This is a genomic window from Ralstonia sp. PBBBR1, assembly GCF_002256165.1.
Lineage (GTDB): Bacteria > Pseudomonadota > Gammaproteobacteria > Burkholderiales > Burkholderiaceae > Ralstonia > Ralstonia thomasii.
The window spans coordinates 162499-181048 of the sequence record NZ_NKIL01000007.1 but is presented as its reverse complement, the minus strand read 5'-3'; the positions used below and the strand labels follow the sequence as shown (position 1 = coordinate 181048).

The window sequence follows — 18550 nt, the reverse complement described above, 5'->3', positions numbered from 1 at the left end:
AGCGGTGTGTGTCCTAGTCTGGGGTGTCGGGTTGATAGGAGGGAGGCATGCACAGGCATGCGATGCACGATGTGTTGCAGAAGTCGGTGAGGGCGGGCGTTTTTGTTACCTTGATGGGGGCACTTGGCGGGTTGGGCAGCGCACAGGCCGGAACAGAAGCGGTCTTCGCTGCGCCTGCAGCACCCGCGAGTGCGCCGCCCGCCTCGGCACCTGTTGCTTCTGCGCCAACTGTCGCCCTTGCAAAAACGAAAGAGCAGCACGAGCGCCTGGCGGGTAGTTTCTGGCAGGGCACGGTGGGAAAGGGCGCCGACAGCCCAGGGTGGAACGTCTGGCTGAACGTGTACGACCCGCCACCCAGAGGGCAGGACGCGGACAAGGACCCGGTGGCCGACACGCTGACTGGCGATGCCTACGACGACCGCCCCCAGGGCCGCACCTTCTGGACCATCGAAGGGCGCAACGTACCCGAGCGCCGCTTCGTGTGGCGCGAGCGCGCAGAAGCACTCGATGCGGCTGGCCAGCCCGTCGTGCGCGAGGGCGGCACGCTCTCCGGTGCGCTGTCGGCCGACGGCTCCGCCGCCACCGGCACCTGGAGCGATGGTGGCCGCAGTCAACCCTTCACGCTCAAGCGCGTGGCGCGCTATCAGGAGTCCACGGGCGCTTCCGGCCAGGCCAAGCTGACCGAGCGCTATCCGGTGACGGGCGACGCCGGCATCGACGCGCTGATCCAATCGCTGCGCGTGCGCAAGTGCGATCAATTCGACAACGAATGCGTCATCCGCATCAGCGCCATCGGTTTGGGCGACACCGTGAGCCTCTTGCGCATGGTCTGGGCCTACAGCGGCGGCGCGCACGGCAACTACAGCTTCACCGCCGGCAACTGGCGACGCGGTGCGCAGGGCTTCCAGCCGATCGCCTTGGCCGATGTGCTGAACCCCACATCCGCCTGCCTGCAGAGCTTCAATACGCAGATTGTCGATGCGCTCAAGCGCGAAGGCGCACCCGATGCGCCGCGCGGCGCCCTAAAGGAGCGCGACCTGCGTAACGCCGCGTTTCCGTTTACGCTGCAAGGTGACCGCATCGTCGTGCACTACGGGCCGTATGAGGTCGGACCCTATTCGTCGGGCGCGTTCCGTGCTGCCGTGCGCATCGATGACCTGGGCGCCGCATGCAAGCGGCCCGCAACCTGATTCCATCTGCATCGTCAACCATGTTGTCCGCCAATCCCTCCTACGCTGACGAGCAAGCCACCATGCGCCGGCTGCTGTCCGGCAAGACCATCGCCGTGGTCGGGCTGTCGCCGCGTCCCACGCGGCCCAGCTATGACGTGGCGCGCTATCTGCAGCAGGCCGGCTATCGCATCGTGCCCGTCAACCCGCAGCACGCGGGCGAAGACGTGCTCGGCGAGCCCTGCTACGCCACGCTCACCGAAGCTGCGACGACGCTTGCCGCCGCCGGCCAGCGCATCGATCTGGTCGATATCTTCCGGCGCTCAGAGCAGGTGCTGCCCGTCGTGCAGGAAGCCGTGATGCTGGGCGTGGGCGGCATCTGGGTGCAGCTCGGCATCGTGAATGACGAGGCGATGGCCGTGGCGCGCAACGCTGGCATTCCGGCCGTGCAAGACCGCTGCACGAAGATCGAACACTGGCGACTCGGCATCGGCGAGCAAAAATAAATGTCAGCCCCCAAGGCCCTGTGCGACGAACGCGACGGCGCCCCGGACTGACATTCCGCTGCCGCTCGCGCCGTGCGGCTTCCTGACGTATCGGAAGGTCCAAGCCAGCGCGACGCGCTACACTCGGGCGGTCATCGCATCCCGCTTACGTCATGGCCGTCGATCCGCAAATCCTGCAGTTCTACCAACGCCTTGCCGAACAGTTCGGCGCCCTGCCACCGCCCGAGGACGCAGCCGCGCAGCGCGCGCGCTTCGAGGCGATTGCTGCGGTATCCGCCCGACCCGATCCCGACGGCGTTGAAGTTTCTGACTTGAGCCTGCCGCTTGCGGGCCGCACGCTCGACGCCATCGTCTTTCGTCCGAAAGGCGTGGCAACGCCGCGTTTGCTGGTGTGGTTTCACGGTGGCGGATGGGTGGTTGGCGCGCCGCGCACAACGCATCGCATGCTGGCCGCATTGATGGCGCAAGACACCGGCTGCGCCGTGGTGAGTGTCGACTACCGCCTCGCGCCGGAGCATCCATTTCCCGTGCCGGCCGATGATGCCCGCGACGCGCTCGCGTACCTGGCCGAGCAGCGCGTGCACCTCGGCTTCGATCCGGACTTCCTGGCTGTGGGTGGCGACAGCGCCGGCGGCCATCTTGCGGTGCAGGCCGCGCAGGGTGCGCGCCCTGGCCTCGTCAATGCGCAGTTCCTGCTGTACCCCGTCACCACGCCGGCTTTTGGCAGCGAGAGCTACAACGCGTTTGCGCAAGGCCCCGGCCTCACGCGCGATGAAATGCGCTGGTACTGGGAGAAATACATCGGTGCAGACGCCCTCGCCAAGCCCCTCGCCGAGCAAGACCTCCGCATCTTCCTGATGGCGCGCACGCCGGCAACTACGCCGCCCGATACCGTCGTCATCGTGGCGGCGCACGACGTGCTGCGCGACGACGGCCTGCAATACGCCGACTACCTCGTGCAGCACGGCGCGCAGGTCATCACCATCGAAGCCTCGGGCATGACGCACGCCTTTGCGCGCATCCAGTTCGAGGCCGAGCGTGCACGTGAATGGATGCGCCGCGCGGCGCACGCATTCGTCGGGATGATCAGCGGGGAATAAGTGAGGGGCAGGGCCTAACGCGTCGGCGTGCGGCGCTGGCGGAACGCGGCACGCACGCGGCGTGTGACAAACAGCGAGAGATAGTCCTGCACGCTGGCATCTGCCGCCAACGCGCGCATCGTCTGCATGTACTGCTCGCGGACGAGATCGGCCGGTGCGCCGGTGTCCTGTGCGATCTGCTGGATCTGCTCGTCCTGGTCTGCGATGGGGGTGCCCATGTGTCCTTCCCGTCGTTGCTTTGGCAGTGACGCGCGGGGCTGACTTGCGCGGCGAGTGATCACTATAGGAAACGGGCCGGAACAATCCAGCCTTGTTGCAAAGCTTTCAGCGGGCAGCCTGTGCGGCATCAAACCGGTGCTGTTGCCGGTGCAAACACTGCACCGGCAAGGATCATTTCCCCCAGTTCGCGGGCATGCTCTGCAGACCGATGGCAGCGCCCGATACGTCCGTCACGCGGGCCAGTTCACGATACGCAATGGCCTGCACGCGTTCGGGCAGCGGCACGAACTTCGCACGCGCGGCCAGTTCGTCGCCGTGGAAGTAACCCCACGTCAGGAACTTCAGCGCGGCCAGCGTGCGCGCGCCCGATGCGCTGACCACCGGCACGACGATGAAGGTGCCCATAGTGATCGGCCACGTTTCCGCGCCCGGCAGATTGACCAGCGGCGCGGTGAAATCACCCTTGCGGTTCCATGCGCTTTGCGTGACGGCTTCGCGGAAACCGCTCACCTGCGCGCTGACGAAGCGGCCCGCGACGTTGCGCAGTTGCACGCCGCTCAGGTCGTTGTCGAGGATGTAGTTGTAATCGACATAACCGATGGCGCCGGACGTGGCCTGCACGGCTTTGACCACATCGCCGCTGCCCTTGGCCGCTGTGAAGCCTGCGGGCCAGTTGATGGTCGACTTCGTGCCGTACGTGCTTTTCCATTCGGCGCTGACGGCGCTCAGGTAATCGGTGAAGTGGTACGTCGTGCCCGAACCATCGGCGCGCACGACCGGATGGATCTTCAGCTTGGGTAGCGTCACACCCGGGTTCAGCGCGCGCAACTCCGGCGCATCCCAGCTCTCGACCTTGCCAAGGAAGATCTGCGCCAGCAGTTCGCCCGTCAATTTGAGCTGACCGCGCGGTACCCCTGGCACGTTCACAAACGGCACCGCACCCGTCACCACCGACGGCACGCAGACGAGGCCCGCCTTGGCAGCCTCCGCGCTGGAGAGCGGCACGTCGGACGCACCAAAATCCACGGCGCCTGCGCGAATGCGCTTCAGGCCTTCTCCCGAGCCCACCGCGTCATAGCTGAGCGTAACGCCGGATGACGCGGCATACCCCGCCGCCCAGACGCGATAGACCGGTGCGGCGGCGGTCGAACCTGCCCCGCGCACCTCCGCGCGAGCGAGAACCGGCAAGCCCGCAGCCGCAACGGCCAGGGCGAGAACAACGTGCTTGAACATGAGAAGACCTGCGGGGCTGCAGAAGACGCAAAGCATGCGATTGTAGCGACGCGCATGTGACAGCACGGCGTGTAGCCCTGATAGAGCCCATCTACAACATGGGGATCTGTTGTAAGACGTTCCGCAAACGTTGGGCGGAGTAGGGGGTGGGATCGGCGGTTTTGTTTAGGACCCGCCGATCCCCGGCTACCGATCAGGCGACGGTGCTGGCCGCGTCGGCCTTGATCAAGCCCTCGGCTTTCAACGCTGCCACCACCTGCGGCCGCGCACCCACCCGTGCCATATACGCCTGCACATGCGGATACGCGCCCATCGGCAGCGCCAGGAAGTTCGTCCAGTTCAGCACCGCAAACGCATAGGCGTCGGCCACGCTGTAGGTGTCGGCCAGGTAAGGCTGTTTGGCGAGGCGGGCGTCGAGTTCGGCAAAGCGCTTGGCGAGCTTGTCCTTGGCGCCCTGGCGCGTGGCCTCGGGTGTGTCCTTGTACCAGAGCGGGCCGAAGCCTTTGTGCAGCTCGGTGCTGACAAAGGTGAGCCATTCGATCACGGCCAGGCGGTGCGCGCTGCCGGGCTTGCCGATCAGCGCATGTGTCGGGTCGAGGTCGGCCACGTACTGCAGCAGCGCGGCAGCTTCGGTGTGGCGCGAGCCGTCGGCCAGCTCCAGCAGCGGCACGTAACCGCGCGGCGAGATCGTGTAGAAATCCGTGCCATCAGCGGTGAGGTGCTTGGCCAGGTCGACGGCGGTCAGGTCAAACTGCGCACCCACTTCGCGCAGGGCGATATGGACGGCCAGCGAGCAGGCGCCGGCGGAGTAATAGAGCTTCATGGTCTGGGTCTCGTGAACAGGTTGGGAAAGCCGCCAACGGCGGCGGTGACGACACTGTAGGATTGCGTCAGTGCCAATGAAATAGGCAGAACAGCAAATCATGCTTGCGCAAACGCAATACCGATTGAGCGCGGCAGACCTGGAGATCGTGCTGGCGATGGTGCGCACGGGCACGTTGGCGGCGGCCGGCGAACGGCTCGGCGTGGATGCGTCCACGGTGTTCCGGTCGTTGCAGCGCATCGAGCGCGGGCTGGGCGCCACGCTGTTTGCGCGCTCGCGCACGGGCTATCTGGCGGGCGACCTGGCGCACGCGCTGGCGGAGCAGGCCGAGCAGGTGGAGTCGGCACTGGAGGCCGCGCGATCGGCGGTACATGCCGTGCCGGACCAAGTGTCGGGCACGGTACGCATCACCACCACGGACACGATCCTGATCGGCCTGGTCGCCCCCGCGTTGAAGGCGCTGCAAGCCCAGCATCCGAACCTCAACTACGACCTGCGTGTGAGCAACGAGCTGGCCAGCCTGACCCGGCGCGATGCCGATATTGCCGTGCGGGCCACGCGCCGTCCGCCGCAGCATCTGGTGGGCAAACACATCGGGCCGATTCGCGTGGGGTTATACGCGGGGCGCGCAAGCGGCATCACCTACGCCGATGTCGAAGCTGGCCGCACGCCGTGGCTCGCCATTGACGATGCAATTCCGGATCACCCGTCAGTCAGTTGGCGCAAACGGCATTTCCCCAAGGTCATGCCCACGTACTTCGTCAACAGCTTGCAGATCGCGGCCGAGATGGTCGGCATGGGCATGGGCGTCGGGATCCTGCCCGTGGTGATGGCGCAGACGCGCAGCGATCTGGTGGCGCTGCGGGATCTGCAAGACGCCAATCAATCGGAGCTATGGCTGCTGACGCATCCGGAGTCGCGCCACCTGCGGCGGATCGCGGTGGTGTATGGCCACTTGGCGCAGACGCTGCGTCTGCCGTAGTTCAGTTCGCAGCAACGGCCGGGGCGACGACGGGCTCGTCGGGAATGAGCGCGGCGCGGCGACGCAGATCCTCCGTTGTCTCGCCATGGTCATCGGGCCGCCAGCCTGGCGGGCGGAACAGGTAGCCAAACACTTCGCCGGCCGAGCGGGCGGTCTTCAGGTCTTGCCACAGCGCCCGCCAGTGCGCGAATTCGATCACCAGCAGGTTGTACGTGCGCATCGGGTGCACGAGGCCGTAGCGGCACGGCACGTCTTTGCGTTCGGGGATGTAGGTGCCGAACAGCCGGTCGAACACGATCAGCACGCCGCCGTAATTGCCGTCCAGGTATTCGAGGTTGGACGCGTGATGCACGCGGTGCGCCGAGGGCGTATTCAGCACCCATTCCAGAGGCCCCAGGCGGGGAATCCACGTGGCGTGGATCCAGAACTGGTACAGCAGATTGAGCGACAGCAGCATCAACACGATGCGCGGCGGCATGCCCAGCAGCGGCGCCAGCGCAAAGAAGGCGAGCGTGCCGGTCAACCGGCCCGTCCAGCCGAAGCGGTAGGCAGCCGAGAGGTTCAGGTCATTCGGCGAGTGGTGGATGGCATGCGTGCACCAGAACCAGCGCACGCGGTGCGCGGCGCGGTGGTACCAGTAGTAGCAGAACTCCTGGCCGAGAAAGCACGCGGCCCAGCCCGTCCAGTGGTCCATCGGCAAGGACCAGAGACGATGCTGGTAGACCCATTCCAGCCCCTGCGTCCAGAACGCCAGCGGCAGCAACCAGCGTAGTGGGTACTCGCGTACCAGGAAATCGACCATCGACACGCCGGCGGCCTTCCAGTCGTAGCTGGCCCACCCGTTTCTCAGCGACAGCACGATCGCCTCGGCCAGCGACGACACCAGCACGAGCACGACGGCGATCTTCAGGATGGTGAACAGCACGGCCATGACGCTGGGCTCCGGGCTCCGTTGGGAATGCCAGCGACGGTACTGCAAACGGTGCGGGGGCGGCAATCGGGGCCGACGCCGGGGTGTCTTACAACGTGTTCAACGCGCCCAGGTGTTGTTGCGGTTCCCCGGTGGCGGGGTCGATTTGAAGGGCGTCGTGCATGGGCTTGTGTTTCAACCGGATGAATTGCCTGGGCAATCATGCGAAGCGTTGCCTTTTATCGCAGCCATCCTTTTGTGGGAACGGGTTTTGCCGCCTCAAGTTCGCCTGTGCGGTGCCGTAGCAGCTTGAGTGGCCCCGACAGTCAGCAGTCGGTTCTGGAGGGCGCTGCGGCCAATACCGTACGCAGTCAGATTCATGGAAAAGGTTTCGCCTAGAAGAATCATGATCTCCTCCCTCCGCACTCGAATTCTCCTCATCTCATCGGCCACCGTGGTTGGTGCCCTGGCGCTGTCTGGGGCCGCAACGTATTCCATCGTGCGTTCCAACACGATGGAATCGATCGACCAGAACCTGGCCGCCGTTGCCAGCGGCAACACGCTCGCCATCGACAAGTGGGTCGGGGCAAAGGCACAGGCCGTGAAGGCCACCGCCGGCGTGATCGAGCACGGTGACCCGCAAGGCTTCGGCAAGCACATGGGCGATGCCAACGGCTTCCCGATCATCACGATCGGCTGGACCGACAAGAGCTTCATCTCCACCAGCGCCACCACGCCCAAGGACTACGATCCGACCGGCCGCCCCTGGTACAAGCAGGCAATCGCTGCGGGCCAACTGCTCGTCACCAAGCCCTACGGCGACGTGTCGACCGGCGTGCCGTACGTGTCGTTTGCTGCGCCGCTCGTCAAGAATGGCGAAACCACCGGTGCGTTGTCCGGGGCTGTGCCGCTCGACGGCGTGCGCGAGGTGGTCGCGGCGGTACACCCGACACCGTCGAGCCTCGCCTTCGTGGTCGCCAAGGATGGCCAGGTGATCGCTCACCCTGACGCAAAGCTGATGCTCAAGCCGGCCACCGACGTTGCGCCGTCGCTCACCGTCGATACGCTCGCCAACCTGGCCAAGGCGACTTCGCCGCTGGAGGTTGAGCTGGCCGGCGCGCCGAAACTGCTCAAGGCGCAGGCCGTGCAGGGCACCGACTGGTATCTTGTAATCGCGCTGGACAAGGCCGAAGCCACCGCCGGTTTGCGTAACGTCGTCAAGGCGCTGGCCGTGGCCATGGTGCTGCTGACGCTGGCCGCCGTGGGCATCGCCGCCTTCTTCACGTCGCAGTCGTTCCGCCGCCTGTCGCAGGTGCGCGACGCAATGGACACCATCGGCTCCGGCGGCGGCGACCTGACGCACCGTCTGCCCGTGGTCGGCAACGATGAAGTCGCGCAGATCAGCGCGTCGTTCAACACCTTCATCGACAAGATTGGCGAAGTGCTGCTGGAAGTGCGCGCCAGCGTCGACAGCATGAAATCCGCCACCGGCGAGATCGAAGCGGGCAACCGCGATCTTTCCAACCGGACCGAGGTTTCGGCCAGCAACCTGCAGGAAACCTCTGCCGCGTTGACGGAGCTGACGACCAGCGTGAAGAACTCTGCCGATGCGGCCGTGCAGGCCACGCGCCTGGCCAGCGACGCAAGCGATGCCGCCACGCGCGGCGGCGAGGTGGTTTCCAGCGCCGTCAGCACGATGGACGAAATCGCCAAGTCGTCGGCGCGCATTACCGAGATCATCGGCGTGATCGACAGCATTGCGTTCCAGACCAACATCCTCGCGCTGAACGCTGCGGTGGAAGCGGCCCGCGCCGGCGAGAACGGCCGCGGCTTTGCCGTGGTGGCCGGCGAGGTGCGCACGCTGGCACAACGCAGCGCTACGGCCGCGCGCGAAATCAAAGACCTGATCCAGGCATCGGAAGCCAGCGTGAAGACCGGCGCGCAACGCGTGCAGGCCGCCGGCGCAACGATGCAGGAAATCGTGCAGGGCATCGAACGTGTGGCGCGCATCATCGGCGAGATCGACGGCGCGATGCACGAGCAGAGCACTGGCATCAGCCAGATCGATCGCAGCGTCGCCGAGATGGATCAGGCCACGCAGCAGAACGCGGCACTGGTGGAGCAGTCGACGGCTGCATCGTCCATGCTCAACGAACAGGCGCACGGCCTGGCTCGCACGGTTGGGCTGTTCAAGTTGCGCAACGTCTGACGCGCCGCTACATTGACCGCCCGTCAAAGTGGGTGACCGGCACGCTGGTCAGATCGATGTCTTCCAGGCAGCGGACGTTGACGGCAATCATTGGTGTGCCGTCGGGCATCGCGCCCTCTGCATAGGGATGGATGCCGCAGGTCGGGCAGAAGCGGTGCTTGATCACATGCTTGCGGAAGAGATAGGTGCTGGCGTTGTCTTCCGGCGTGAGCAATCGCACCTTGTCGCGGGCCACGAACCACAGCAGCGACCCCTTGCGCTGGCAGATCGAGCAGTTGCATGCCATCGCGTTTTCGGGATGCCCCTCAACTTCGAACGCGACGTTGCCGCAGTGGCAGCTTCCTTTGTGTGTCATGCCGGTCTCCTGTGATGTGCGTTTGTGGCGGGCTTTGCGCCGTCCACTATAGGCGAGCCGGTTTGCGTACGAGGGGCACGTTCTCGGGAATCGCCCTAGGTCAATGGCTCTGTGTGCCGATGCGACAATCGCCGCGAGCGCGCCAAACGAATGAGCCAATCAACGCGCCACGGATCGCCGCGCCTTGGCGGCGACCGCGTCATGAGGAGCCATCATGCATCGCCATCGTCCTGTTACCGTGATCCGGTCGGTTTCTGCCGCCGCCATCTTTGCCGGCTGCGCCGGCGCGTTTGCGCAAGCGTCGCAACCGGCTGCGGCAGCGGCTCCACCCTCGGCACCGCCGCTCTCGGCGCAGATCATCAACATGGGCGGTATGGCCCCGGACGAGATCGGCCCAGTCATCGCCGAGATGGGTACGCTGCGCACCAAGACGCTGGTGACGGCGGCCAATGGCACGGTGGGCGTCCAGGTCGGCACCGTGGCCAAGCACACGCACACGTACTCCGACGAGATCCAGTATGTAATGTCGGGCACGGCCACCGTCTGGCTCGACAACGCGCCGCGCGAGGTCCGGGCGGGTGATCTGATCGTGATCCCTCGTGGCGTGGTGCACGGAACGCTGACCACCAGCACGGATTTCAAATCGATGGCGATCAAGCTGCCGCCGCAGCGCGCCGGCGATACACACAAGGTGCCGTGATATCTGCGCCCTGATCTTCGGCATGTTGGCCTGGGTCAGGTCGGAATAAAAACACCATCCCTTACAATGGCGCCCTCCTAAAGAGTCCATCGCCATGTCCGCACCGCTCGCCAACGACACCTTCCTGCGCGCCCTGCGCCGCCAGCCCACCGACTACACGCCGCTGTGGCTGATGCGCCAGGCGGGCCGCTATCTGCCCGAGTACAACGCCACGCGCGCACGGGCTGGCAGCTTCCTCGGCCTGGCCAAGTCGCCGGCGTATGCGACGGAAGTGACGCTGCAGCCGCTGGATCGCTATGCGCTGGACGCGGCAATCCTGTTCTCCGACATCCTGACCGTGCCCGACGCCATGGGCCTGGGGCTGTCGTTTGCACAGGGCGAGGGCCCGCGCTTTGCCAAGCCGGTGCGCACGGAAGCCGATGTGGCTGCGCTGTCGGTGCCGGACATGTCGTCTCTGCAATACGTGTTCGACGCCGTGGCGGAAATCCGCCGTGCGCTCGTGCAGGACGGCCGCCAGCGTGTGCCGCTCATCGGCTTCTCGGGCAGCCCGTGGACGCTCGCCTGTTACATGGTCGAAGGCGGCGGCTCGGACGACTTCCGCACCGTCAAGTCGATGCTCTATGCGCGCCCGGACCTGATGCACCGCATCCTGGAGATCAACGCGCAAGCCGTGATCGACTATCTCAACGCGCAGATCGATGCCGGTGCCCAAGCTGTGCAGGTGTTTGATACCTGGGGCGGTGCCTTGGCCGATGGCATCTATCAGCAGTTCTCGCTGGCCTACATGGCGCGCGTGGTGGAAGGCATCCGCGCCGGGGCAGACGGCCAGCGCGTGCCGGTCATCCTCTTCACCAAGGGCGGTGGCCTGTGGCTCGAAGCCATGGCCGAGACCGGTGCCGACGCGCTGGGTGTGGACTGGACCGTCAACCTGCAGCTTGCGCGCCAGCGAACGGCAGGGCGCGTTGCCCTGCAGGGCAACCTGGACCCGACGGTGCTGTTTGCTGAACCCGACGCGATTCGTGCCCAAGTGCGTCGCGTGCTGGAAGACTACGCAGCCGGCGGCGGCAGCGACGGCCACATCTTCAACCTCGGCCACGGCATCTCGCAGTTCACACCGCCCGAAGCGGTGTCGGTGCTGGTGGACGAGGTGCACAGCTTCAGCCGCGCGCTGCGCAAGAAAGCGAAGTCACACGGTTGAGATCAATGCTGCGGTGCGATAGCGTTTGAATCGTGCCGCAGTCGTGCGTGAAGCCAGGGGCACGAGTTGAATCTTCGCCGCTTTGGTGCATTAGGGGTGAGTGACTACTTGCGTGCCGGTGGCCCCATCTGGCCCGAAAGAGGTGTCAAGCGATTTATTTCGTGCTTTCTGGTGCGTAACCCGGCTGTCAAGACTTGACTTATGCACAAAGCTGTCGCGGCTGGTTCTTTCCGCGGCGCAACAGGGAAGGCTGTGTGCACCCAACGCATAAGTGTTTGATTTTTTTGAAAGAAAGGCGTGTGCGCGTAAATCGTGCAAGCTAGAAAAACGGTGAGTCCATTGGCCTTTGCAGAGACTGCAGGCGACTTTTCAACAAAGTTATCCACAGGCTATGTGGATAGCCCGGAAAACGGTCGCCGATCATGGCGCCAAGCCACAAACCTCAAGTAATACTTGAACATCGAACCGGCCACGGCAATGGCTGTAAAGGCAAGGTGAGATGGGCAAGACGCATTTTCCAGGTGCGGGATCCGCCGCTGCATCGCAACATTCCCTTTGCAATTCAACCCTTTGCGCCTTGCATGACCACGTCCCAAGTCGACGCCGCGTTTTCTGATGCCAAGGTGTCGGCCTCCATTGCTCGCGTGGTGATTGATACGCCGCTCGATGCGGTGTTCGATTACCGGTGTGGGCAGCCCGTGCTGCCGGGGCAATTGGTTGTGGTGCCGTTTGGCAACCGGCGTGTGGCGGGGTTAGTCGTCGAAACCGCCGCGACCACCGATGTGCCGCAAGAAAAGCTGCGCGATGTCGAGCGGGTGCTCGACTGGGTGCCGCCGCTCGACGCCGAATGGCGGGCCCTGGCCGAATTTGCTGCCGGCTACTACCACCGCGCGCTCGGCGAAGTGACGTTACCGGCGCTCCCGCCGCTGTGGCGAACCCCGGGCAGTTGGGACAGCCTCGCCCGGCAGGCCACCGAAACCGTCTACGTGATGTTTGAACCGGCCCGGGCAGCGTTGCTGGACAGCATTCCGAAACGTGCGTCCGGCGCCATGCGATTGGCCGAAGCGCTGACCGGCGATGGCGAGCTGTCCACCAGCGCTGCTGTTGAACTGCACGGGCAAGCCGTCGCCAAGCTGCGGGATTGGACGTCCGTCGGCTGGCTGCGCGCAGAACTGCGGCCGAAGGCGCTGTTGCCGCAACCGCTCGAACTGCCACTGCCTTCCATCGCACCCGCACTGAACGAGGAACAGACCGCCGCCGTGGCAGCCATTGCCCAGGCGGGGGCGGCCGGCAACTTCAGCCCGTTCCTGTTGTACGGCGTCACCGGCAGTGGCAAGACCGAGGTTTACCTGCACGCCATCGCCGACGCCCTGGCGCGCGAGCCCGCCGCACAGGTCCTGATGCTGGTGCCCGAGATCAACCTGACGCCACAACTGGAGGCGCGCATTGCGGCGCGTTTTCCCGGTGTGCCCATGGCGGCGCTGCACAGTGGTCTGGCCGAACAGCCGCGTGCGCTGAACTGGCTGGCCGCCCATCGCGGTGAGGCGCGCATCGTGCTCGGCACGCGGCTGGCGATGCTGGCGTCGCTGCCCAAGCTCGCGCTCATCCTCGTCGACGAGGAACACGACACGTCGTACAAGCAGCAGGAGGGCCTGCGCTATTCCGCACGCGACCTGGCGCTATGGCGCGCCAAGCAGCGCAACATCCCCGTCGTGTTGGGCTCGGCCACGCCGTCGCTGGAGACCTGGTGGCGCGCGGAGCAGACGCCCACCACGCGCCTGACGCTCTCGCGGCGCGCGCAGGCCGAAGCAGTGCTGCCGCGCGTGTCGCTGATCGACCTGAATCTGGAGCGCCGCGCCGGGCGCCAGATTCGCGATGGGCTGTCCAAGCCGCTTGTCGATGCGATTGCCGATCGCCTGGCGCGCGGCGAACAGAGCTTGCTGTTCCTCAACCGCCGCGGCTACGCGCCCGTGCTCTCGTGCGACGCGTGCGGCTGGCTGTCGGGCTGTCCGCGCTGCTCGGCGTACCTGGTGCTGCACAAGCCCGAGCGGCGCCTGCGCTGTCACCACTGCGGGTACGAATCGCGCATTCCGCATCACTGCCCAGACTGCGGCAACGTCGACATCGCGCCGCTCGGGCGCGGCACCCAGCGCATCGAAGAGACGCTCGGCGAGCTGTTTCCGCAGGCCCGCGTCGCCCGCATCGACGCCGATTCCACGCGCCGCAAGGGCAGCGCCGAAGCGCTGTTCGACACCGTGCACGAAGGCAGCGTCGACATCCTGATCGGCACGCAGATGGTCGCCAAGGGGCATGACTTCCTGCGCGTGACGCTGGTGGGCGTGGTCGCGCCCGACCCCTCGCTGTTCTCGCACGACTTTCGCGCAGGCGAGCATCTCTTTGCATCGCTGATGCAGGTGGCGGGGCGCGCGGGCCGGGCGGGGTTGGCGGGCGAGGTGCTGATTCAGACGCGGTATCCAGATGCCCCGGCGCTGCAGGCGCTGGTTCGACATGACTACGATGGTTTCGCGCGCCAGTTGCTGCGGGAACGCAAGCAAGCCGGGCTGCCGCCGTTTGCCTATCAAGCCCTGCTCACCGCCGAGCACAAGGAAGTCGCGCGGGCGCTTGAATTCTTGAGTGCTGCGCGCTCGGCAGGTGAAGCCTTGGCTGCTGAATTGGGTGCGCCAGTGTTCTTGCATGACCCCGTGCCGATGACGATGGTGCGGCTGGCCAACCGCGAGCGGGCGCAGTTGCTGGTGGAATCGGCTTCTCGAGCGGCTTTGCAGAAGCTTTTGACGGCTTGGACTGAGGGGTTTGCGGGGATCGGCAAGACGGTGAAGGGGGTGCGGTGGCAGTTGGAGATTGATCCTTTGCGGATTTGAGCGCTGGTGGTCTGCCCCCCTTTCCGTCCCGGCAGGGGATGAAACAAGGGATGCACCAAGAACAAAAACCCCCGTCCCCCAACCCGTAAAGCCATCCCAAGGCTCGGCCCACCATGTGCGGTTGCACCCTCATCTACCCATTTCGAACCAAGGGGTTTCACTAGGTTGCACCTTCAAGATCGCCAGGCGTATGATCCGCCCAATTTGCCGGCCACAAGCTAGGCAATGGCAGCTCTGGATAGGAACCCACATGGCTACAACCACCCTCGGGGTCAAGCTGGACGATGCTTCGCGTGAACGCCTCAAGCGCGTTGCGCAGTCCATTGACCGCACGCCGCACTGGCTGATCAAGCAGGCGATCTTCACGTATCTGGACCAAGTGGAGCGGGGGCAGCTGCCAAATGACGCAAACGGCACGGCGGCGGATGGCCTCCCGTCCGCCGCCGCAGCCGTCTCGGACGTGCACGAGGGTGACGAACCCGCGGTGCAACCGTTCCTCGAATTCGCACAAAGCGTGCAACCGCAGTCGGTTCTGCGCGCGGCCATCACCGCAGCCTACCGCCGCCCTGAAACCGAAGCCATTCCGATGCTGCTCGAGCAGGCCCGTCTTCCGGGCGCGCTCGCCTCGGAAGCCAAGCAGCTCGCGCGGGATCTGGCCGGCAAGCTGCGTACGCAAAAGGTCGGCACCGGCCGTGAAGGGCTGGTGCAGGGCCTCATTCAAGAATTCTCGCTGTCGAGCCAGGAAGGCGTGGCGCTGATGTGCCTGGCCGAAGCGCTGCTGCGCATTCCGGACAAGGCCACGCGCGACGCGCTCATCCGCGACAAGATCAGCAACGGCAACTGGTATTCGCATGTCGGCCAGAGCCCGTCGCTGTTCGTGAATGCGGCCACCTGGGGTCTGCTGCTCACGGGCAAGCTGGTGGCCACGCACAACGAAGCAGGGCTGTCGAAGGCGCTCACGCGCATCATCGGCAAGAGCGGCGAACCGCTGATCCGCAAGGGTGTGGACATGGCGATGCGCCTGATGGGCGAGCAGTTCGTCACCGGCGAAACCATTTCCGAAGCGCTGGCCAACGCGCGCAAGTTCGAGGCCGAAGGCTTCCGCTACTCCTACGACATGCTCGGCGAGGCCGCGATGACGGAGGAAGACGCGCAGCGCTACCTCGCGTCGTACGAGCAGGCCATCCGCGCGATCGGGCAGGCCTCGGGCGGGCGCGGCATCTACGAAGGGCCGGGCATCTCGATCAAGCTGTCGGCGCTGCACCCGCGCTACAGCCGCGCGCAGTACGACCGCACGATCAACGAGCTGTATCCGCGCGTGAAGGCGCTGGCGATGCTGGCGCGTGAATACGACATCGGCATCAACATCGACGCCGAAGAGGCCGACCGCCTGGAACTGTCGCTCGACCTGCTCGAGCGCCTGTGCTTTGCGCCCGAGCTGGCCGGCTGGAACGGCATCGGCTTCGTGGTGCAGGGCTACCAGAAGCGCTGCCCGTTCGTGCTCGACTACATCATCGATCTGGCTCGTCGCAGCAAGCACCGCCTGATGATCCGCCTCGTAAAGGGCGCGTACTGGGACAGCGAGGTCAAGCGCGCCCAGGTCGACGGCCTGGAGGGCTACCCGGTCTACACGCGCAAGGTCTACACCGACGTGTCGTACCTGGCTTGCGCGCGCAAGCTGCTGGCCGCGCCGGAGGCGATCTTCCCGCAGTTCGCCACGCACAACGCGCACACGCTGGCGGCCATTTACCACATGGCCGGCCAGAACTATTACCCCGGCCAGTACGAATTCCAGTGCCTGCACGGCATGGGCGAGCCGCTGTACGAGCAGGTCGTCGGCAACAAGCCGGGCAAGCTGAACCGCCCGTGCCGCATCTACGCGCCGGTCGGTACGCACGAAACGCTGCTGGCTTACCTGGTGCGCCGTCTGCTGGAAAACGGCGCCAACACCTCGTTCGTGAACCGCATTGCGGACGAGTCGATTCCGCTGGACGACCTCGTCGCCGACCCGGTGGCGGTGGTGGAAAAGATGCACGCCGATGAAGGGACGCTCGGCCTGCCGCATCCGAAGATTCCGCTGCCGCGCGCCCTTTACGGTGACGTTCGCGCAAACTCGTCGGGCATCGACCTGGCGAACGAGCAGCGCCTGGCGTCGTTGTCGTCCGCCCTTCTTGCCGGCACCAGCACGGTCTGGACCGCCGAGCCGACGATCGGCGACGCATCGTACGTGGGTGGCGCGCCGCAGCCGGTGCGCAATCCGGCGGACCTGCGCGACATCGTCGGCCATGTGACGGAAGCCACCGAAGCCGATGTGGATGCCGCGCTGTCGGCCGCCACCGCCGCCGCCCCGATCTGGCAAGCCACGCCGCCGGAAGCGCGCGCTGCGCTGCTCGATCGCGCCGCCGACTTGATGGAAGGCGAGATGCAGCACCTGATGGGCCTGATCATCCGCGAGGCCGGCAAGACGCTGTCCAACGCCATCGCCGAGGTGCGCGAAGCCGTCGACTTCCTGCGCTATTACGCGGCGCAGGTGCGCGGTGGGTTCTCCAACGACACGCACCGTCCGCTGGGCCCGGTGGTCTGCATCAGCCCGTGGAACTTCCCGCTGGCGATCTTCACCGGCCAGGTCAGCGCCGCGCTGGCTGCGGGCAACCCGGTGCTGGCCAAGCCCGCTGAACAGACCCCGCTGATTGCGGCGCAAGCCGTGCGCATCCTGCGCGAAGCCGGCGTGCCGGCCGGTGCCGTGCAACTGCTGCCGGGCCGCGGTGAGACTGTCGGCGCGGCGCTGGTGAAGGACGGGCGCACCAAGGGCGTGATGTTCACCGGCTCGACTGAAGTCGCGCGCATCCTGCAGCGCACGCTTGCCGGCCGCCTGGATGCCAACGGCGCGCCGATTCCGCTGATTGCCGAGACCGGCGGTCAGAACGCGATGATTGTCGATTCGTCGGCGCTGGCTGAGCAGGTGGTGGCCGATGTGCTGTCGTCTGCGTTTGATTCGGCAGGCCAGCGTTGTTCGGCGCTGCGCGTGCTGTGCCTGCAGGATGACGTCGCCGACCGCGTGCTCGCGATGCTCAAAGGTGGCATGGCCGAGCTGGCGATGGGCAATCCGGATCGTCTCGCCACCGATGTCGGCCCGGTGATCGACGCCGAAGCGCGCGACAACATCGTCGGCCACATCGAAGCGATGCGCGCCAAGGGCCGCCGTGTGCATCAGGCACCGGTGCCGGCCGCATGCGCGCACGGCACGTTCGTGCCGCCGACGGTGATCGAACTCGACAGCCTGTCGGACCTGACGCGCGAGATCTTCGGCCCCGTGCTGCACGTGGTGCGCTGGAAGCGTACGGCGGACAACGCTGGCCTGACCAAGCTGGTCGAACAGATCAACGGCACGGGCTACGGCCTGACGCTGGGCATCCACACGCGCATCGACGAGACCATCGCACACGTGGTCGACCGCGCGCACGTCGGCAACCTGTATGTGAACCGCAATATCGTCGGCGCCGTGGTGGGCGTGCAGCCGTTCGGCGGCGAAGGGCTGTCGGGTACGGGCCCGAAGGCCGGCGGCCCGCTGTATCTGCTGCGTCTGCTGTCGACCTGCCCGCAGGACGCCATGCGCACCGCAATGCAACTCACCGCTGGTGCCGGTACGGAGGTCGATACCGACGCGCGCCGCGCGCTGCTGGCGCCGTTCGATGCGCTGACGGAATGGGCACGCCAGCAATCGCCGGAACTGGCGGCGCTGTGCGAGCGCCTGGCTGCAGCCTCGGCCACGGGCGCCACCGCCACGCTGCCCGGCCCGACCGGCGAGCGCAACACCTACACGCTGTTGCCGCGCGAAGCCGTGCTGTGCGTGGCGGCCGATCCGGCGGATTGGCTGCGCCAACTGGCGGCCGTGCTGGCTGTCGGCAGCGTGGCCGTTGTGCAGGAAAACCCTGCCATCGAAGCAGTACTTCGGGGCTTGCCGGCGGCAGTACAATCGCGCGTCCGCGTGGTCGGCTCGACCGACGAAGCGGCGTTTGATGCGGTGCTGCATCACGGCGATTCGGACCATCTGCGCGCCATCTGCGAAGGACTGGCACGACGTGCCGGCCCGATCGTGGGGGTGCAAGGCCTGCCGCATGGCGGGGAAGGGCTGGCGCTGGAGCGCCTGCTGATCGAGCGTTCGCTGTCGGTCAATACGGCCGCCGCGGGTGGCAACGCCAGCCTGATGACCATCGGCTGACGGGGAGCACGAGCAGGATTCGCGGTTCCATTCGCACGACGGGTG

At 66.0% G+C, this 18550-nt stretch carries 14 protein-coding genes; 9 read left to right on the top strand and 5 right to left on the bottom strand.

The genetic code is table 11. The annotated features are described in order from the left end of the window. Window positions 1-47 precede the first annotated feature (47 nt). The 3 genes from CFE42_RS14260 (at window position 48) to CFE42_RS14250 (ending at window position 2775) form a co-directional block, all read left to right on the top strand. Entirely contained in the window at window positions 48-1190 is a 1143-nt protein-coding gene (locus tag CFE42_RS14260) for an RsiV family protein (RefSeq protein WP_004628643.1), read from the top strand. Between the two features lie 23 nt (window positions 1191-1213). Beyond that, window positions 1214-1675 (top strand): CoA-binding protein, encoded by a 462-nt coding sequence (locus CFE42_RS14255; protein ID WP_024542534.1) that lies wholly within the window; start codon window positions 1214-1216, stop codon window positions 1673-1675. Between the two features lie 152 nt (window positions 1676-1827). Continuing rightward, complete coding sequence (locus CFE42_RS14250) at window positions 1828-2775, top strand: alpha/beta hydrolase (protein ID WP_004628647.1); 948 nt, start codon at window positions 1828-1830, stop codon at window positions 2773-2775. Window positions 2776-2789: 14 nt separating this feature from the next. Here the strand turns inward: CFE42_RS14250 and CFE42_RS14245 are convergent, their stop codons facing one another. The 3 genes from CFE42_RS14245 to gstA all read right to left on the bottom strand — a co-directional run bounded on the left by CFE42_RS14245 (window position 2790) and on the right by gstA (window position 5050). After that, window positions 2790-2993, bottom strand: a complete 204-nt coding sequence (locus tag CFE42_RS14245) for a DUF3562 domain-containing protein (protein ID WP_004628649.1) — start codon at window positions 2991-2993, stop codon at window positions 2790-2792. Between the two features lie 172 nt (window positions 2994-3165). Further along, window positions 3166-4227, bottom strand: a complete 1062-nt coding sequence (gene pstS / locus CFE42_RS14240) for a phosphate ABC transporter substrate-binding protein PstS (protein WP_004628651.1) — start codon at window positions 4225-4227, stop codon at window positions 3166-3168. A gap of 193 nt (window positions 4228-4420) precedes the next feature. After that, on the bottom strand, window positions 4421-5050 hold the full coding sequence (gene gstA, locus CFE42_RS14235; protein WP_004628653.1) for a glutathione transferase GstA: 630 nt from the start codon (window positions 5048-5050) through the stop codon (window positions 4421-4423). 100 nt (window positions 5051-5150) lie between these two features. Between gstA and CFE42_RS14230 the strand changes: the two genes are divergently transcribed. Further along, complete coding sequence (locus tag CFE42_RS14230) at window positions 5151-6032, top strand: LysR family transcriptional regulator (protein ID WP_004628654.1); 882 nt, start codon at window positions 5151-5153, stop codon at window positions 6030-6032. A 1-nt stretch (window position 6033) separates the two neighbouring features. On the opposite strand, the gene CFE42_RS14225 is transcribed toward CFE42_RS14230, so the two are convergent. Beyond that, window positions 6034-6963, bottom strand: coding sequence for a sterol desaturase family protein (locus tag CFE42_RS14225; RefSeq protein WP_004628655.1), 930 nt, complete (start codon window positions 6961-6963; stop codon window positions 6034-6036). A gap of 385 nt (window positions 6964-7348) precedes the next feature. On the opposite strand from CFE42_RS14225, the gene CFE42_RS14220 reads away from it, so the two are divergent. Beyond that, window positions 7349-9151, top strand: a complete 1803-nt coding sequence (locus CFE42_RS14220) for a methyl-accepting chemotaxis protein (protein ID WP_004628656.1) — start codon at window positions 7349-7351, stop codon at window positions 9149-9151. Window positions 9152-9158: 7 nt separating this feature from the next. Here the strand turns inward: CFE42_RS14220 and CFE42_RS14215 are convergent, their stop codons facing one another. Beyond that, on the bottom strand, window positions 9159-9506 hold the full coding sequence (locus CFE42_RS14215) for a GFA family protein (RefSeq protein WP_004628657.1): 348 nt from the start codon (window positions 9504-9506) through the stop codon (window positions 9159-9161). 214 nt (window positions 9507-9720) lie between these two features. Between CFE42_RS14215 and CFE42_RS14210 the strand changes: the two genes are divergently transcribed. From CFE42_RS14210 to putA, 4 genes are all read left to right on the top strand, one after another. After that, window positions 9721-10206, top strand: a complete 486-nt coding sequence (locus CFE42_RS14210; protein WP_004628658.1) for a cupin domain-containing protein — start codon at window positions 9721-9723, stop codon at window positions 10204-10206. Between the two features lie 94 nt (window positions 10207-10300). Further along, window positions 10301-11404 carry a uroporphyrinogen decarboxylase gene (gene hemE / locus CFE42_RS14205; protein WP_004628659.1) on the top strand — a complete coding sequence of 368 codons (1104 nt, stop codon included), beginning with the start codon at window positions 10301-10303 and terminating at the stop codon, window positions 11402-11404. Window positions 11405-11985: 581 nt separating this feature from the next. Further along, entirely contained in the window at window positions 11986-14283 is a 2298-nt protein-coding gene (locus CFE42_RS14200; RefSeq protein ID WP_004628660.1) for a primosomal protein N', read from the top strand. A gap of 250 nt (window positions 14284-14533) precedes the next feature. Continuing rightward, the gene (gene putA / locus CFE42_RS14195) at window positions 14534-18505 is read left to right on the top strand and encodes a trifunctional transcriptional regulator/proline dehydrogenase/L-glutamate gamma-semialdehyde dehydrogenase (protein WP_004628663.1); all 3972 of its coding nucleotides are present in this window, start codon (window positions 14534-14536) and stop codon (window positions 18503-18505) included. The last annotated feature ends 45 nt before the right edge of the window (window positions 18506-18550 follow it).

Excerpts from the sequence above, each read along its gene's own strand:
- CFE42_RS14260 (WP_004628643.1), top strand. The coding sequence starts at position 48 with ATGCACAGGCATGCGATGCACGATGTGTTGCAGAAGTCGGTGAGGGCG.
- CFE42_RS14250 (WP_004628647.1), top strand. The coding sequence starts at position 1,828 with ATGGCCGTCGATCCGCAAATCCTGCAGTTCTACCAACGCCTTGCCGAA.
- CFE42_RS14245 (WP_004628649.1), bottom strand. The coding sequence starts at position 2,993 with ATGGGCACCCCCATCGCAGACCAGGACGAGCAGATCCAGCAGATCGCA.
- pstS (WP_004628651.1), bottom strand. The coding sequence starts at position 4,227 with ATGTTCAAGCACGTTGTTCTCGCCCTGGCCGTTGCGGCTGCGGGCTTG.
- gstA (WP_004628653.1), bottom strand. The coding sequence starts at position 5,050 with ATGAAGCTCTATTACTCCGCCGGCGCCTGCTCGCTGGCCGTCCATATC.
- CFE42_RS14230 (WP_004628654.1), top strand. The coding sequence starts at position 5,151 with ATGCTTGCGCAAACGCAATACCGATTGAGCGCGGCAGACCTGGAGATC.
- CFE42_RS14225 (WP_004628655.1), bottom strand. The coding sequence starts at position 6,963 with ATGGCCGTGCTGTTCACCATCCTGAAGATCGCCGTCGTGCTCGTGCTG.
- CFE42_RS14220 (WP_004628656.1), top strand. The coding sequence starts at position 7,349 with ATGATCTCCTCCCTCCGCACTCGAATTCTCCTCATCTCATCGGCCACC.
- CFE42_RS14215 (WP_004628657.1), bottom strand. The coding sequence starts at position 9,506 with ATGACACACAAAGGAAGCTGCCACTGCGGCAACGTCGCGTTCGAAGTT.
- CFE42_RS14210 (WP_004628658.1), top strand. The coding sequence starts at position 9,721 with ATGCATCGCCATCGTCCTGTTACCGTGATCCGGTCGGTTTCTGCCGCC.
- hemE (WP_004628659.1), top strand. The coding sequence starts at position 10,301 with ATGTCCGCACCGCTCGCCAACGACACCTTCCTGCGCGCCCTGCGCCGC.
- CFE42_RS14200 (WP_004628660.1), top strand. The coding sequence starts at position 11,986 with ATGACCACGTCCCAAGTCGACGCCGCGTTTTCTGATGCCAAGGTGTCG.
- putA (WP_004628663.1), top strand. The coding sequence starts at position 14,534 with ATGGCTACAACCACCCTCGGGGTCAAGCTGGACGATGCTTCGCGTGAA.